Source organism: Actinomyces sp. oral taxon 180 str. F0310, from assembly GCF_000185285.1.
Classification (GTDB): domain Bacteria; phylum Actinomycetota; class Actinomycetes; order Actinomycetales; family Actinomycetaceae; genus Pauljensenia.
In genome coordinates this window covers 1,472,829-1,487,886 of record NZ_GL622194.1, presented here as the reverse complement: position 1 = coordinate 1,487,886, position 15,058 = coordinate 1,472,829, and the positions used below count along the sequence as shown (strand labels likewise).

Annotated in this window: 14 protein-coding genes and 2 pseudogenes; 7 read left to right on the top strand and 9 right to left on the bottom strand. The window is 68.0% G+C overall.

Annotated elements, in window-relative coordinates:
* The 3 genes and pseudogenes from HMPREF9006_RS10720 to HMPREF9006_RS06315 form a co-directional block, all read right to left on the bottom strand.
* Positions 1 to 655 (bottom strand): annotated as a pseudogene (locus HMPREF9006_RS10720) (hypothetical protein); the annotation flags it as partial.
* A gap of 17 nt (positions 656 to 672) precedes the next feature.
* Positions 673 to 1,104 (bottom strand): hypothetical protein, encoded by a 432-nt coding sequence (locus HMPREF9006_RS06320; protein ID WP_009212744.1) that lies wholly within the window; start codon positions 1,102 to 1,104, stop codon positions 673 to 675.
* Between the two features lie 161 nt (positions 1,105 to 1,265).
* On the bottom strand, positions 1,266 to 1,874 hold the full coding sequence (locus HMPREF9006_RS06315) for a hypothetical protein (RefSeq protein ID WP_009212743.1): 609 nt from the start codon (positions 1,872 to 1,874) through the stop codon (positions 1,266 to 1,268).
* Between the two features lie 150 nt (positions 1,875 to 2,024).
* On the opposite strand from HMPREF9006_RS06315, the gene HMPREF9006_RS06310 reads away from it, so the two are divergent.
* From HMPREF9006_RS06310 to HMPREF9006_RS06300, 3 genes are all read left to right on the top strand, one after another.
* Positions 2,025 to 2,546, top strand: coding sequence for a peptidylprolyl isomerase (locus HMPREF9006_RS06310; protein ID WP_009212742.1), 522 nt, complete (start codon positions 2,025 to 2,027; stop codon positions 2,544 to 2,546).
* A 109-nt stretch (positions 2,547 to 2,655) separates the two neighbouring features.
* Positions 2,656 to 3,534, top strand: a complete 879-nt coding sequence (locus HMPREF9006_RS06305) for a rhomboid family intramembrane serine protease (protein ID WP_034231302.1) — start codon at positions 2,656 to 2,658, stop codon at positions 3,532 to 3,534.
* A 104-nt stretch (positions 3,535 to 3,638) separates the two neighbouring features.
* The gene (locus HMPREF9006_RS06300) at positions 3,639 to 4,400 is read left to right on the top strand and encodes a Rossmann-like domain-containing protein (protein ID WP_009212740.1); all 762 of its coding nucleotides are present in this window, start codon (positions 3,639 to 3,641) and stop codon (positions 4,398 to 4,400) included.
* A 12-nt stretch (positions 4,401 to 4,412) separates the two neighbouring features.
* Here HMPREF9006_RS06300 and HMPREF9006_RS06295 read toward each other — a convergent pair whose 3' ends face one another.
* Positions 4,413 to 4,676 carry a cell division protein CrgA gene (locus HMPREF9006_RS06295; RefSeq protein ID WP_034231299.1) on the bottom strand — a complete coding sequence of 88 codons (264 nt, stop codon included), beginning with the start codon at positions 4,674 to 4,676 and terminating at the stop codon, positions 4,413 to 4,415.
* Between the two features lie 126 nt (positions 4,677 to 4,802).
* On the opposite strand from HMPREF9006_RS06295, the gene HMPREF9006_RS06290 reads away from it, so the two are divergent.
* The 4 genes from HMPREF9006_RS06290 (at position 4,803) to HMPREF9006_RS06275 (ending at position 7,216) form a co-directional block, all read left to right on the top strand.
* Positions 4,803 to 5,501 (top strand): DUF881 domain-containing protein, encoded by a 699-nt coding sequence (locus HMPREF9006_RS06290; protein WP_009212738.1) that lies wholly within the window; start codon positions 4,803 to 4,805, stop codon positions 5,499 to 5,501.
* On the top strand, positions 5,494 to 6,255 hold the full coding sequence (locus HMPREF9006_RS06285) for a class E sortase (RefSeq protein ID WP_009212737.1): 762 nt from the start codon (positions 5,494 to 5,496) through the stop codon (positions 6,253 to 6,255). Before HMPREF9006_RS06290 ends, HMPREF9006_RS06285 begins: the two co-directional genes overlap by 8 nt.
* Before the next feature lie 10 nt (positions 6,256 to 6,265).
* Positions 6,266 to 6,427 carry a hypothetical protein gene (locus tag HMPREF9006_RS10715; RefSeq protein ID WP_009212736.1) on the top strand — a complete coding sequence of 54 codons (162 nt, stop codon included), beginning with the start codon at positions 6,266 to 6,268 and terminating at the stop codon, positions 6,425 to 6,427.
* Positions 6,428 to 6,562: 135 nt separating this feature from the next.
* Complete coding sequence (locus HMPREF9006_RS06275; RefSeq protein WP_009212735.1) at positions 6,563 to 7,216, top strand: glutamine amidotransferase-related protein; 654 nt, start codon at positions 6,563 to 6,565, stop codon at positions 7,214 to 7,216.
* 342 nt (positions 7,217 to 7,558) lie between these two features.
* Here HMPREF9006_RS06275 and pknB read toward each other — a convergent pair whose 3' ends face one another.
* The 5 genes and pseudogenes from pknB to HMPREF9006_RS10870 form a co-directional block, all read right to left on the bottom strand.
* Entirely contained in the window at positions 7,559 to 9,580 is a 2,022-nt protein-coding gene (gene pknB, locus HMPREF9006_RS06270) for a Stk1 family PASTA domain-containing Ser/Thr kinase (RefSeq protein ID WP_009212734.1), read from the bottom strand.
* The gene (locus tag HMPREF9006_RS06265; protein WP_009212733.1) at positions 9,553 to 11,766 is read right to left on the bottom strand and encodes a serine/threonine-protein kinase; all 2,214 of its coding nucleotides are present in this window, start codon (positions 11,764 to 11,766) and stop codon (positions 9,553 to 9,555) included. The genes pknB and HMPREF9006_RS06265 overlap by 28 nt, the downstream gene beginning before the upstream one ends.
* A gap of 11 nt (positions 11,767 to 11,777) precedes the next feature.
* Positions 11,778 to 13,229, bottom strand: a complete 1,452-nt coding sequence (locus tag HMPREF9006_RS06260) for a peptidoglycan D,D-transpeptidase FtsI family protein (protein ID WP_009212732.1) — start codon at positions 13,227 to 13,229, stop codon at positions 11,778 to 11,780.
* A complete protein-coding gene (locus HMPREF9006_RS06255; RefSeq protein ID WP_009212731.1) occupies positions 13,226 to 14,611 on the bottom strand; it encodes an FtsW/RodA/SpoVE family cell cycle protein in 1,386 nt (461 codons plus the stop codon). Before HMPREF9006_RS06255 ends, HMPREF9006_RS06260 begins: the two co-directional genes overlap by 4 nt.
* Positions 14,611 to 15,058: pseudogene (locus tag HMPREF9006_RS10870) on the bottom strand (serine/threonine-protein phosphatase); the annotation flags it as partial. The gene HMPREF9006_RS06255 and the pseudogene HMPREF9006_RS10870, both read right to left, overlap by 1 nt.

Sequence of the window (15,058 nt, the reverse complement as noted above, 5' to 3'; positions counted from 1 at the left end):
TTGTGACCGTTGGCGAGCTGCTGCGCGGTCGCGGGCGAGGAAGGGTGGGGGAGAGCGCTGGGATCCCATTCCTCACCCTGTGCCCCAGCTGCTTTTGCGATGCCACCACCTGGTTGGCCTGGTCGGCTAGGCCTTGCATGGAGGCGTTGAGGCGCTGCAGGATGTCGGCGGCGTTGGCCTCGCGCTGGGCGTTGGCCTGCGCGGCGATCGCGTCATAGACGGCGGCGCCCGTGGAGACCACGGCGCTGACCACCTTCCCGGAGATCCCGTAGTGCTTCATCACCGGAATCGTCACCTGGGCCACGTCCCGCAACGAATCCAAGCCCCTGTCCACCAACACCGGGGACAGGCGCTCAGCCTCCTCACGCGCATGCATCATCACACGACGCATCTCGACTTCGATCTGCGAGGCAGAGAGGTAGGAGGCCCGCCACCCGGCCACGCGGTTGTCGGCCTTTTCCAGCCAGCCGTCGATCGCCGTGCCGGTCTCGCCCTCGAAACCCTGATACTGCCGGAAGTGCTGAATGGACTCCGAGGAGCCGTCGATCGCCTCCATCGCCGCGGAATGCTCGTCGTCGTGAGCCGCCAGCGCCTCGTTGGCTTTTGCCGCCTCCACGAACATCATGAGGCGGTGGTACATCGGGCTGTGTGCCATGGTCGTTACTCCTCGCCTCAGAGCTCGGGCTGATCGCCGACGGCACTGGGGACGCCAGAGGGGGCAGTGCCGGTAGAGCCAGCGGAGCCCGCCCCCGCAGCGGCGTTAGCGATCGCCGCGTTGGAGTTCATGGCGGCGCCCGCCGACGCCAACTGCCCAGCCGCGGCCTCCTCGGTCCGCGTGAAATCCTCCTCCGTCTGATCCACCTTCGCGCCGAAGTCGGTAAAGCGGGCCTGCTCGGCCGCAAAACCCTCTCCCGCCCCGGTGTACGCGGCCTGGAGTGCGAGCCGTGCCGCCTCGACCCCGGGCTCTTTGCCCCACACGGAGGCAGTCTGCGCCTGCGCGAAGGCTTCCGCTGCCTTCGCCGCGTTACCCAGGTGCTCCCCTCCCTGCTCCGCGTCGTGACGCGTCTGATCGTGCTTCTGGGAGTCGAAACCAACGTCGCTCACAGGACCCTCCGAGAAAGTACAACGCAAGCCGAGCCTGCGGATGTCAATGAGATGATGCTCATCATATGACCAACCGGGAAGGGGCGCAAAAACCGCCCACAACGACCGGGGGCCGCGGCTTTTCTCGCCGCGGCCCCCGTCAGCACAAGCCTCTCAGAGGGTCAGTGTCCCTCGGTTTGCTCGAAGGTAGCCTTCTCGGCATCGGTCTCCGGAACGAAGGAATCGGTGTCCAGATCCGCCCAGTACTCCTCGGCCCAGGGGTCCTCGATCGGCTGCGAACGCTTCCACAGGATGTAGCCCGCGCCTGCAACCGTACCGACCAGGGCGGTCAGACCCAGGGCGCGCAGCACGCGGCACCTGCGGCGCTTGCGCGTCGGCGTCGCCAGCGCGGCGGCCGAGGCCTCCGTTGCGCGGCGCGCACGATCCGACAGGGAGCCGCGAGCCGAGAGCGCGGCTCCCGCCTGGTTCACAGCGAGCGAGGCGCGCGGCAAGTAGTCATCGACCAGGTGGCCGCGAGCGTTCTCGATCGCGGGACCCGCCGAGGCGGCGGCAGCCTGGGCGCGAGCCGCAGCGCTGTCGATGGCGGGTGCGGCGTGCTCGATCGCGGAATTCAGCGCGGCCTGGGCGCGGGGGGCGGCCCATTCGACGCCCTGATTGGCCAGATCCGCCACCTTCACGGCAACCTTCCCGGCGTAAATGGCGGCTGCGTCCCGAAGCTGCTGAGACGAAGCGCGCAGCTTATCTGCATCGAAAGTCGGCGAAGTAGCCATGATGTCTCCGTTCCTGTCCACGATAAACGGGGCGCGGGCGCGCCACTGACTCCTATTGTGCTACAACCGCCTGTGATCTGCAGCCCACCACCCCGACAAACTCACCGAACGGACAGGAAACACCCAGGAAAAGATGCAACCATTGTCCACATGAAAGCAATTCTCCACACCACCGCCGGCGACATCACCGTCGAGCTGTTCCCCAACCACGCCCCCAACACGGTGACCAACTTCGTGTCCCTGGCCAAGGGTGAGCGCGAATGGGTTGACCCCTCGACCGGTCAGAAGACCTCCCGCCCCCTCTACGACGGCACCATTTTCCACCGCGTCATCCCGGGCTTCATGATCCAGGGAGGCGACCCCCTCGGCACCGGCACCGGCGGTCCCGGCTACCAGTTCAACGACGAGATCCACCCCGAACTCACCTTCAACGAGCCCTACCTGCTGGCCATGGCCAACGCCGGAAAGCGCATGGGCAAGGGCACCAACGGCTCCCAGTTCTTCATTACCGTCGCCCCGACCCCCTGGCTGTTGGGCAACCACACGATCTTCGGTAAGGTCACCGACGAGGACTCCAAGCGCGTCGTCGACGCCATCGCCGCGACCCCCACGGGCGCGGGCGACCGTCCCGTCACCGACCAGGTCATCAACTCCATCGAGATCGTCGACTGACCGTTCCTCCTCTTCATCAACGAGGCCGGGGCCGCCCCCGCTGCCCAGCGCAGTTGGCGGGGCGACGCGCCCCGGCCTCGTCCCCTACCCGCCGTCCGAAAGGGAAGCCATGAGCATGCCAAGCTACGGCCAACGCTCCGATCCGCGCGCCGCCCCCGACTGTCCGCGTCACCCCGGAGCGCGCGCCGTCGACTACTGCAAGCGATGCAACCGCCCCATGTGCGTGGACTGCGTGGTCCCCACCGAGGTGCGCTCCATCTGCGTGGATTGCGCCGCCTCCAAGCGCGGCTGGTCGGGGCGCGTCTCGCGTGCCTCCGCGGCGGGCGCGCCTGTCGTCACCTACGCGCTCATGGGGATTTGCGTGTTCATGTTCGCCCTCACCTGGCTGGTGCCCTCCGTGGAGTCCTCGCTGATGCTGGTTCCCGCCCGCCTCATGAGTCAACCCTGGACGATCCTCACGGGAGCCTTCCTGCACGGGGGGATCATGCACATCGGCTTCAACATGCTGACCCTGTACTGGGTGGGGCGGGCCATCGAACCGGCCCTGGGGCGGTGGCGCTACCTGACCATCTACCTGGTGAGTGCGCTGGGCGGCTCCGCCTTCGTCATCGCGTGGTGCCTCATCCAGCCCGCGCAGATCTACGTGGGGACTGTCGGCGCATCCGGCGCGGTCTTCGGCCTCTTCGGCGCGGTCTTCGTCCTCCAGCGCCTCCACGGATCCGACACGACATCCATCGTCGCCCTCCTGGTCGCGAACCTCGCCTACGGGTTCATCGCCAGCGGCATCTCCTGGCAGGCGCACATCGGCGGCCTCGTCGTCGGCGCAGCGGTCACGTGGGCCTTCGCGCGCCTGTCCCGCCCGCGTCCTGGGGTGACCGAGGCGGCGCAGAATCGCCGCGAGGTGCTCGCGGCACTCGGCATGGTCGCAGGAGCCATCGCGCTCAACGCCCTGGCCTTCCGTCTCCTCCTCGAAGTGTACGGGGCCTGAGGGGACCGGCACGAGCGAGTTTCGCGCAAGCTATCTGAGGATGACCTAACATGGGGGAGGGTCGGCGACGGACCGACCCTCCCCGTAGCTTCGCAGGAGACACCATGACCAGCCCCTGGGACCTGTACGACGAACTCATCGACGAGATTCCCGCCGACCTGACGGCCACGAGCATCAACACCGAGGGAAAGTGGCGCCGCGTCTCCTCCAGCGACAGCGGAGTAGGGATGGCCTTCGGCATGAACGTGCAGTCGCGCCCGCGCGCCGTCTCCGACCCCGCCGAGCTTCTCGGACGGCCCCTGCGCGACGTCGCAGCCCTCGCTAAATCCTGGAACTTCGAGGACGCCGGCATCGGCGTGGCGGCCATCAACGCCTACCACTGCCACCCCGATCGCGCCCTCGCACACGGATTCACACCCTGCGCCGAAAACAACTGGGCGCGCACCTTCCACCCCTACGCGCCCCTCGTTGCCGACAAGCGAGTGGCCATCATCGGACACTTCCCCTTCGCCCCCGCGGCCATGCCCGACGCCGGAGAGCTGATCGTCCTGGAACGCAACCTCTTCGACGGGGACTACCCGGACTCGGCCTGCGAGTACCTGCTTCCCGAGATGGACTACGTGTTCATCTCCGGATCCGCCTTCGTCAACAAGACCATCCCGCGCCTGCTCGAACTCGCCGAGGCGGCGCACACGATCGTCCTGGGCCCCTCAACGCCGGCGTCCCCCGCGCTGCTGCGCGCAGGCGCGACGACCGTCCTGTCGTTCGCCAGCGCGCACGCAGCTCGCCTCGAGGACGGCCTGGCCGGACGTTCCCTTCTCGGCATGTACGATGCCGGCATGAGGGTCCGACTCAGCCGCGCGTGAGCGTCGGCGCCCTCAGCGCCACCGAAGCGTCATCAGGAAGCCAACCATCATCGTTCCGAGACCCACCGCGATGTTCCACGCGCCGAGCTTGGGCACCGGATACGTCCCCGACGAAATGTAGTAGACGACGACCCACAGCAGGCCGAGAATCATCAGGGTGACGAAGGCCGGCGCCCACCAGGCGGGGCTGAGCGGAATCCCGTCGGTCCAGTTCTGGATCTCGGTATCGTCCGTGGCCTCGCGCCCGTTCTTCTTACGCTTCTTGGATTCGGCCACGCCAGATCCTCCCTGCTTGGCCCGCGCGGGAACGCGAAACGCCCGGCGGTGATGAATTAGTCGCAACACTAGCGTAGTCTCGGACATGAAAAGTGCCAAAGCGCAGCGCCACGAAAGGAGGGATAGATGCCCGGGATCCGTGCCCGCCACCTGATCGGCGTGCTCGCAGTCACCGTCGCATCGGGTCTCCTCTTCTCCGTCTCCGCGCTCAACGAACGCCGACACCCCGCCGCCACCTCCGACCTGTCCACCCTCGTGCGCACACGGCAGGAGCAGGTCCGCCAACTCGAGACGGAGGTCTCCTCCCTGGACGCCGCAATCGAGGGCTTCTCTCCCGCGCAATCGGGCACCGCCGCCGAGGATGCCTTCACCGCGGGCTCCACGCGGCCCGTCTCCGGGCCCGGCGTCCAGATCACGCTGTCCGACGCTCCCACCGGCCAGGTCCCCGCGGGAGCCACCCCCGATGACCTCGTCATCCACCAGCAGGACATCGAGGACACCATGAATGCACTGTGGAGCGGCGGAGCCGAGGCCATGACCGTCCAGGGAGTGCGCGTCACCGACCGCACCGTGATCCGCTGCATCGGCAACGTCATCCTCGTCGATGGAACCAGCTTCTCCCCGCCCTATGTGATCCAAGCAATCGGTGATCCTGCGGCCCTGCACGCGGCGGTCGCCTCGAACCCACGTATGGTTAACTACCAGGCCTACGTCGCCAAGTACGGCCTCGGCTGGGACATGCAAACGAAGGACGCACTCAGCTTTGCGCCCGCCACAACCTCATCGACCGTCAACTACGCAACCGTGGAGGAAACGAATGGGTGAACACGTCGCCCCCGCCTCGCCGACGAAGAAGAGACGCTCCAATATCTTCTGGAACATCGTCGGAGTCGTTGGAGAACTGCTCATCACCTTCGCTTTCGTCATCGGCCTGTTCTCAGTCTGGCAACTCTACTGGACGACCTACGAGGTCTCCGGCCAGGTCGAGCAAACCATCGCCTCGTTCGAAGAGGACCACCAGCCCACCAAGCGCACCCAGGGCGAGACGCGCACCGACGATCCGCCCGAGTTCACGCGTGAGGTCGGCGCCGGCGAGGTATACGGCCTCATCCACGTTCCCACCTGGGACTGGATGAAGATCCCCCTCGCCGAGGGCACCACGTCCGACGTGCTCGACCAGGGCTGGGCCGGCCACTACGACATGACCACCCAGCCCGGCGGAGTCGGGAACTTCTCCGTCGCCGGACACCGCCGCACCTACGGCAACAACTTCCGTTGGATCGACCGGCTCACCCAGGGCGACAAGGTCGTCGTGGAAGTCGATGACCACTACCTCGTCTACTCCATGGTCTCCTCCGAGATCATCGACGCCACCGACCCCACTCAGATGCGCGTCGTCGCCCCCGTCATTGACGACGTGTCCTGGTCCGAAACACCGACCGAACGATGGATGACCATGACCACGTGCCACCCCGAGTACGGCAACTGGCAGCGCTTCATCGTCCATCTCAAGTTCGAATCCTGGACTCCGAAGGACACGGGCGTCCCCGCCGAACTCGTCGACGAACCCCAGAACTGAAGGACCCCTCATGTACGCATGGATCTTCCGCCACCTGCCCGGACCCATCTGGTTGAAAGTCATCGAGTCTGCGATCCTCATCGGCGCGGTCGTCGCCGCACTCTTCACCTGGGTCTACCCCTGGGTGCAGACCTACCTGGAGCTCGGGGAATCCTCCGTCGGCGGCGCCTAGCCGCCCACGCGCTACGCGAGGCCGCCTCGCCCCGGCCTCGCGCCGTATTCGCCGCCCGTGTATCGGACGGCGCCCGCGCGAGCCCCGGTGCCTCGCCCTACGATGGGTGGCGGAGCAAGAGGCGCGACCTCGCACATGGAAGGACCGACGTTGGCACGAATCCTCTGCGTTGACAACTACGACTCGTTCGTCTTCACGATCGTGGGCTACCTGCGCCACCTGGGTGCCGTCGTGGACGTCGTGCGCAACGACGTCGTGGATGCTGCGTGGTTCGAGTCCGGATACGACGGCGTCCTCGTCTCCCCCGGACCGGGCGACCCCAAGAGCGCCGGAGCATCCCTGCAGACCATCTCGGACTGCGCCGAGCATGGGGTTCCCATGCTGGGGGTGTGCCTGGGGCACCAGGCGCTCGGCGAGCTCTTCGGAGCGACCGTTGGGCACGCGCCCGAACTGATGCACGGCAAGACCTCCGTCATCACGCACGACGGGCGCGGCGTCTTCTCCGGCGTCCCCTCACCGCTGACGGTGACCCGCTACCACTCGCTCACGATCGACCCGGCAACGCTTCCCGACGACCTTGAGGTCTCGGCAACCACCGAGCGCGGCATCATCATGGGGGTGCGTCACCGCTCCCTGCCCCTCGAGGGCGTCCAGTTCCACCCCGAATCGGTTATGACCCAATCCGGGCACCTGATGCTCGCCAACTGGCTGGCGGCATGCGGCGATCTCGGCGCGCGCGAGCGTGCCGCCACCCTCAAACCCGTCGTCGCGCAGCGCTTCACGCTGTAGGCCGCGCGGGGCCCTTCAATCGGGCCAATGGGGGGAATTACGTCATTTAAAGCGCGCTGTCGGCGTGTCGCCGGCGTGTCGGACCGCTAGTGGTGCAAATCCCCCCGTTTGGTTTTTGCCGTCGCGGCCGCCGGCCCGTGTCGCGGGCGAATCGGGTGCGCCTGAGGGGCCGCGTGCGGGCAGACGCGACGCCGACGCTTTCCTGTGTCCCTGGCCGCCCGTGCCCACCACACACCGCAAGGCCCACACACACGACGAGGCCCACACACACGACGAGGCCCGCGCCCCAGGACGTGTCCTGGCGGGCGCGGGCCCCACGTGCGGGCGGCGGTCATGCCGAGGCTAGCTCTTCTTCTTGTTCCCGTTGTTGCCGTTATTTCCCGCCTGGGGGCCCTTGGACACCTTGAGCTTCACGGTCGAGTTCTTCTCGACCTTGGAACCCTCGCCGGGCTCGATGGACAGGACCTGGCCGGCAGGCTGGTTGTCCGTCACTTCCTCGACAGTCACGTTCAGGCCGAGAGCCTTCAGCTGTGCCTGAGCGTCCTCGCTGCTCGTGCCCACGACCGTGGGGATCTCCACCTGGGCGGTCTTGCCGTTGGAGACGGACACGCCAATTGTCGCGCCCTTCTTGACCTTCGTGCCGGTCGCGGGATCCTGAGCGACGATCCGGTCCTTGTCCTTCTCGGAGTCGACGCTCGTCACGTTCCCGAGCTCCAGGCCGACGGCCTTCAGGGCGCTCCTGGCCTGATCCTGGCTCATGCCGCTGAGGTCCGGGACCTCGACCTCGTCGGATCCCGAGGACAGGTAGACGCGGATCGTCTGACCGGCCTTGACCTTCGAGCCGGGGGAGGGGTTCGTCTGAGCGACCTTGCCCTCGGCGACGGTGTCCGAGGCGACCTTGCTGGAGTCGAGCTCCCACTTCAGCCCCAGGGCCTCGATGGCCTTGCGGGCGTCCTCGGGCGTCATGCCCACCAGGTTGTCCGGGAGAACCACCGAATCGGGGCCCGATGAGATCGTGACCCGCACCGTTGAGCCCTTCTCGGCCTGGGTACCGCCGGCCGGATCGGTCGAGGCGACGGACCCTTCCTCGACGCTGTCGGAGGCAACCTTCTCAGAGTTGAGCTCCCAGACGAAACCAGCGGCCTCAATCTGGGCCTTCGCGTTCGCCTGACTCAGGCCAACGACGGTGGGAACCGCTACCGTTTCCGGCGCTGCGGCGCGGCGCGTCAGCGCCCACACCGACCCGGCGATCAAGAGCAGGGCGATGGCGACGACGGAGGCGATGATCACGGTGCGACGCTTACGGGCCTTGCTCGCCTCCTCCGCCGTGTCCGCTCGCTCGGCGACCGGCGGGAGTGACGTGGAGGTTGCAGCCATGGCCTGGCCGCCGCCGCGGGGGGCGACCGCCGACATCGGCGTGGTCGCGGCGGTCTGCGCGCCGCCCATCCCCGAGGTAGGTAGGACCTCCGTCGCCCACGAGTCGGCGGGTGGGGCCGCCACATCCAGGCCGCGCGAGACCCGCTGCAGGTCCGAGAGCATCGCCGCCGCGCTGGGGTAGCGGTCCTCGCGGTTCTTCGCGAGGGCCTTGAGCACGACGCGATCCAAGGAATCGGGAATATCCGACAGGATCGAGGAGGGGGTCGGGGGAATCTGCTCGACGTGCTGATACGCGACGGCGACAGCGGAGTCCCCCTTGAAAGGCGGGCGACCGGTCAGCAGCTCGAAAAGCACGACGCCCGTCGAGTACAGGTCCGAGCGCGCATCCACGGTCTCGCCGCGCGCCTGCTCGGGAGACAGGTACTGGGCGGTGCCAACGACAGCGTTCGTCTGCGTCATCGTCGCTTGCGAATCCGTCAGGGCTCGGGCGATGCCAAAGTCCATGACCTTGATCTTGCCGTCCGAGGTGAGCATGATGTTGCCCGGCTTGATGTCGCGGTGCACCAGGTGATTCGCGTGCGAGTAGTCGAGCGCGGACAGGACGCCCGACACGATCTCCACGGCCTCGTTGATGGGAACGGCCGTCCCGTCGGAGATCAGGTCCTTCACCGTGTGGCCCTCAACGTACTCCATGACGATGTAGGGGACGGCGATCGAACGCCCAACGGCGTCCTCGATGATCTCCTCACCGGTGTCGTAGACGGCAACGATGTTCGGGTGATTCAGCGACGCCGCCGACTGTGCCTCTCGCCTGAAGCGCGCCTGAAAGATCGAGTCCTGCGCCAGGTCGCGTCGCAGCATCTTGATGGCGACGACGCGCGACAGGCGAGTGTCGAAGCCCAGGTGGACCTCGGCCATTCCGCCGCGCCCGATGAGCGAACGGACCTCGTACCGGCCGGCTAGACGGTGGGCCATGGGCTCTGCCATGTCCTGACCTCCTCGATGATGAGGGCCCCCGCACTTGGATGCATCAGGGAGCCAAGCATGTGTCTGATCGTAATAGCTAGGAGCGCAATCAGCGCAATCACGATGACTGCGACAACGACCGCGCGGATGATCTGCCTGGATACTGGGACGGGTGGGGCAACGACGCTGCGCGAGTAGGCCGTCTTGGTCGGCGGCTGAGTCCGCTGCGCGGAGCGGGCATCAAGCTCGTGCCAGCGGCGCCCCCGCGCCTTCTTCGGCTGCTGCTCGTAGACGGAGCGGCGCGGCCGCGTGGACGCCTTCTGTCCGCGCGGCTGAGGGACGGTGCCGTACACACGCGGGGTCGACCCCGTGGATGCACGTGGAGCCTTCGGTCCCGACGCGCCCTTCGCGCGGTGGTCGTGGGTCACCGGTGCGGGCTGAGAGGTGGGCCGAGGGATGGGCGGGGACGCCTGTCGGGTCGATTGGCGTTGCGCCTGCCCCGCCTCACGTCGTTTGCGGGCGTCGCGCAGCTCGCGTGCGCGCTGTTCCTCTTCGCGGGCGACCTGGGCGCGCCGCCGCTCCTCGGCGACGTCTTCGGCCTGGCGGTGCTCCGCGCGCTGACGCAGACGCTCGGCCAGTGCGGCCCGCCGATCAGCGGGCGTGTTGGCCGTCGCCGAGGCGGGCGCGCGCGAGGCCGGGGGTGTCGGGATGGGAGCGGGTCGGGGCGCCGGGGACGAGGCCTGCGCGCTGCCGCGGGCATCGGCTGACGTCGGGTGCTTGGCGGCGTCGGCCGCGCGTGCGGGAGCCGAGGGGGCCGCCGCCTTCGTCGGACGGGGAGCCGGGGTCGGCGAGGGAACCGGATCCGAGGCCGGAACGGGGGCCGCCGCCGCGGCGGGTCGGGGCGCTGGTTTCGGGGCAGGGGTCGGGGTTGGGACGGGCGCCGGAGACGTGGGGGTGACGGCGCCGTGGCGACCCGTGGAGGTGAGCGAGCGAACGGCGCCAGACGGCTGCTGCCCGTGAGCGCCGCCACCGGGGTGCAGGCGGCGCACCCTGGTGGGTGCCGAGTCAGGCTCGACGCGAGAGGGCACCTCGGCCTCGTCGAGGATGCGGGGGACCGACGCGTGTCGTCCCGTGATCGGGATCGGCGCGGAGGAGGGGGCGATCGTGGTTGCCTCGTCGATGACGGCCAGAGCGTGGCGACCCGTGTGGGAGCGCACGGCCGGGGTCAGGCCCGACGGCGGCGCCAGCATCTCGTCGGGCAGCGTACGGCGCGTCAGGTGACGCACGGGGGCGACGATCGGGACGGAGGGCTGCACGGGCGTGCGGACCTCCGTGGTGCGCTGGGCGGCCTTGGGGAGCGGCAGCGGGCGCGGAGTGACGGAGATGCCCATCGCCTTGGCCGCGCTGGCGATCTCGCGGACCGCCGCAGACCCTGACTCGGGGCGCTTCGCGGGGTCCTTCTCGAGCAGGTGCAGGATCACGTCGGCCAGCGGCTCGGGTACGAAGTCGGGCAGGGGCGGCACCGGGTCATTGACGTGCGAGAAAGCGATGTCCACCTGGGTTTCCCCCGTGAATGGGCGCCGACCGGCGGCCGCCTCGTAGGCGATGACGCCGAGGGCGTAGAGGTCCCCGGTGGGGGTGGCGACCTCGCCCATCGCCTGCTCGGGAGGCAGGTATTGGGCCGTGCCCATGACCATCCCGGCCGCCGTCAGGTTGACCTGCCCCGTCGCCCGCGAGATGCCGAAGTCCGTCAGCTTCACCATGCCGTCGGGACGCACCAGGATGTTCGCCGGCTTGATGTCGCGGTGGACGACGCCCGCGCGGGCCGCGGCTCCCAGCGCCATCGCGACCTGCACGAGAATGGGCATGAGGTACTCGGGCTCGATCCGGGAGCCGCCGCGAAGATAGTCGGTGAGCGGGTATCCGTCGACCAGCTCCATGATGATCCAGCCAATCCCGTCCTCCTGGCCGGAATCCTGGGTATTGGCGATGTTCGGGTGTGAAATGGACATCGAATTGCGTGCCTCAAGGCGCAGGCGGGACAGCGAGAGCTCCTCGCCTGTCAGCTCGGGACGCAGCACCTTGGCGGCGACGATGTGGCCGCTGACGCGATCGCGGGCCTTCCACACCTCGCCCATGCCACCCTGGGCGATCGGCGTGAGCAGCGTGTACCGGCCCCCGAGGACGCGCCCGGCGCCCGAAGTCATGCGTGATGCGTTCACTTCAGCCCCGCTTCCAAGATGGCCCGCGCGACGGGTCCGGCCACGTCGCCGCCGTGGGGCGTGGGGGTCTCGTCGTCGCCCTCGACCAGGACAGCGAAGGCGATCTTTGGCTTGTCCGCCGGGGCGAAACCGATGGCCCACGCGTTGGCGCGCTCGCCCTCGCCGGTTTCCGCGGTACCGGTCTTGGCGGCGACCGAGACGCCGGGCAGCGCCATCGTGGTGCCGGTCCCATAGGGCTGGGAGACAACGCCCTCCATCATGGAGCGCAGCTTCGAGGCCGTCTCGGCGGAGATGGGGCGTCCCGCGTCCGTCGGGCTGCTGGAGCGAACCACCTGATTGTCGGCGTCCACGATCGAGGCGATCAGGTACGGGGACATCATCTGGCCGTCGTTCGCCACCGTCTGGGCGACCTGAGCCATCTGTAGGGGTGTCGTCTGGACCGTGTACTGACCGATCGAACTCATCGCCAGTTGAGCGGAGTCGACGCCCGTCGGGAACACGGAGGGCGTCACCGTCAGGGGGATCTGCGACTCGCGGCCGAAACCGAAGCGATTCGTCACGTCCGTGAGCTGCTGGTTGGTGAGCTGCTCGGAGGCCAAGACGAAGGTCGTGTTGCACGAGCGCGCAAAGGCCTCGGCGAGGGTGGGATTGCCGTCGCCGCAGGTGGAGGACTCAATGTTGGTCACCTCGGTGGCTGTGCCCGGCAGCGTCGTTGATACGGGCGACGGCATGCGCGTCTCAGGCGAGGCCACGCCGTTCTCGATGAGCGCGATCGTGGTCAGGATCTTGAAGGTCGAGCCGGGCGCGTAGCGTTCGGAGATCGCCCGGTTGAGCAGGGGCTTGTTCGGGTCGGAAGACAGGGAGTCAAAAGCGTCCGTGACGGAGCCCGCGTCGGAGGACGCCAGGGCGTTGGGGTCGTAGCTTGGCGAGGAGTACATGGCGAGCACGGCCCCCGTCGTCGCGTCGAGAGCCACGACGGCCCCCTTGCGGTTGCCGAGCGCCTGAGCCGCCGCCTGCTGCATCTTGGAGTTCAGCGTCAGCTCCACGCCGCCGCCCTGGCGGTTTTGGCCCGTCAGGAGGTTGCGGATGCGCTGCCCCAGCAGGGTCTGCGACTGGCCGTCCAGGACCGACTCTTCGGCGGCCTCGATTCCCGTCGACGCGTTGCCGACCGACGAGAAGTAGCCGGTGACCGAGGCGTACAGCGGACCCTCGGAGTAGGAGCGCGCATAGCGCTTGGAGTCCTCTTCACGCTCCGAGGAGGCGATCGCGCTCTTGTCCACGATGATCGGACCGCGGTCGGTCTCGGCCGCGTGCAGGATCGTCCGTTGGTTACGCGGGTCGGCGTTGAGGGAGGAGGCCGAGACGAACTGCGTGTTGGTGACGCCCACGCCGAGCAGGGCGAACATGAGCAGGACGATGACGAAAATCTTGCGGATCTGGGCGTTCACTCGGCGTCACCTACCCTCACGGCGGGTTGAATGCCTGAGTTCCACGGCGCGGGAGTCGACGCGGGACGCCTGGCCGCGTCCGAGACGCGGATGAGCAGCGCGACGGTGATCCACGAGGACACCATCGAGGACCCGCCCGCTGCCAGGAAGGGAGCGGTCAGACCGGTCAGCGGAATGATCCGTGTGATGCCGCCCAGCACCACGAACAGCTGGATCGCGAGCGAGAAGCTCAGGCCGGTCGCCAGGAGCTTGCCGAAGCCGTCGCGCACAGTCAGGGCGGCCCGAAGCCCGCGCTGGATGAGGATGAGGTACAGGACAAGGATCGCGGCCATGCCGGTGAGCCCCAGTTCCTCGGCGAAGGAGGAGAGGATGAAGTCCGAGTTCGCCAGGGGCACGAGCTGGGGGTAGCCCCGGCCCCACCCCGTGCCCATCAATCCGCCCGAGGCCTGACCGAACAGGCCCTGGACCAGCTGATACGACCCCTCGTTGTAGACCGTGGAGTCCAGTGCGTGCAGCCAGATGTTGAAGCGGGTCTGGACGTGGCCGAAGGACCGGACGGCGATGAAGACCGTGGGAACGAAGAGCGTAAAACCGATGACCAGCCACGAGACGCGGTTTGTTGCCACGTAGAGCATCGCCACGAAGAGGCCGAAGAACAGCAGGGAGGTCCCCAGGTCGCGCTGGAGGACCAGGATCGCGATGCCGATCAGCCACACCACCATGATGGGGCCGAGGTCGCGCGCGCGAGGCAGCCGCATCCCCAGGAGCTTGCGCCCGCCGATGGCCAGGTTGTCGCGGTTGGTCACCAGGTAGCCGGCGAAGAAGACCGCGAGGGTGATCTTGACCAGCTCGCCCGGCTGCACGGAGAGAGGCCCAAGGTGGATCCACACGCGCGCGCCGAACGTTTCCTGTCCGAGACCCGGGATCATGGGCAGCAGCAGGAGGAACAGGGAGAGGGCACCGAAGGTGTAGGTGTAGCGACGCAGCATGCGGTGATCGCGCAGCGCGATGAGAATGATCGCGGCGATGACGATCGCGATACCGACGAAGAGGGCCTGGCGGAAGCCGACCACGGCCTCGCCCCTGCGCGCGTAGGACAGGTCCAGGCGATAGATCATCGCCAGTCCCAGCCCCGTCAGGGCCACGGCGATCGGTAGGATCACCGGGTCCGCGTAGGGGGCGAGGAAGCGCACGCCGATCTCGCCGATGACGGCCAGGGCGAGGAGCACACCAACCTGCGTGAGGAGGTTCGCGGGGATCGCGCCCGTGTAGTTGAGGGACGTGAGCGCGTATCCGGCGATGCCCACGAGCAGGGCCAGCCCCATGAGGACCAGCTCCAGGAAGAGGCGCGGCCTGGCGGGCGCGATTGATACGGTGGCCATTACGAGGCACCCCCGCTCTGGTTGCCCGACTGGCCCGGTCCCGACTGGGGCGCCCCGGACTGCTGGCTTAGGGCCGCGTTGTCGGCGATGGAACGGCGAAGTCCCTCAATGTAGGAGTCGATGTCGGCTCGTGAGGAGCGCAGCACGGGGGTGTCGAGACGCTGGCGGTCCACGGGTGCGAGGTCTGCCAGCGCGATGTTGGATACCTCGACGGCGTGCGACAGCTGCCACGGGCCGATGGACTGGGGGATGCCCTGGTAGATGACGACGTACCCGTCCTTACCGATCGCGTAGTACTGGGTTTGGGTCCACTTCCAGGACATCCACGACGCGGCGATGACGAGGACTGTGACGAGGGAGACGAATACGGGGGTCCACCAGGAGGTGCGAGGCTTGAGGTCTTCGGGTGCGTCTTCCTCGTCGGCCGCGCCCGCCTGCGCGCTCGAG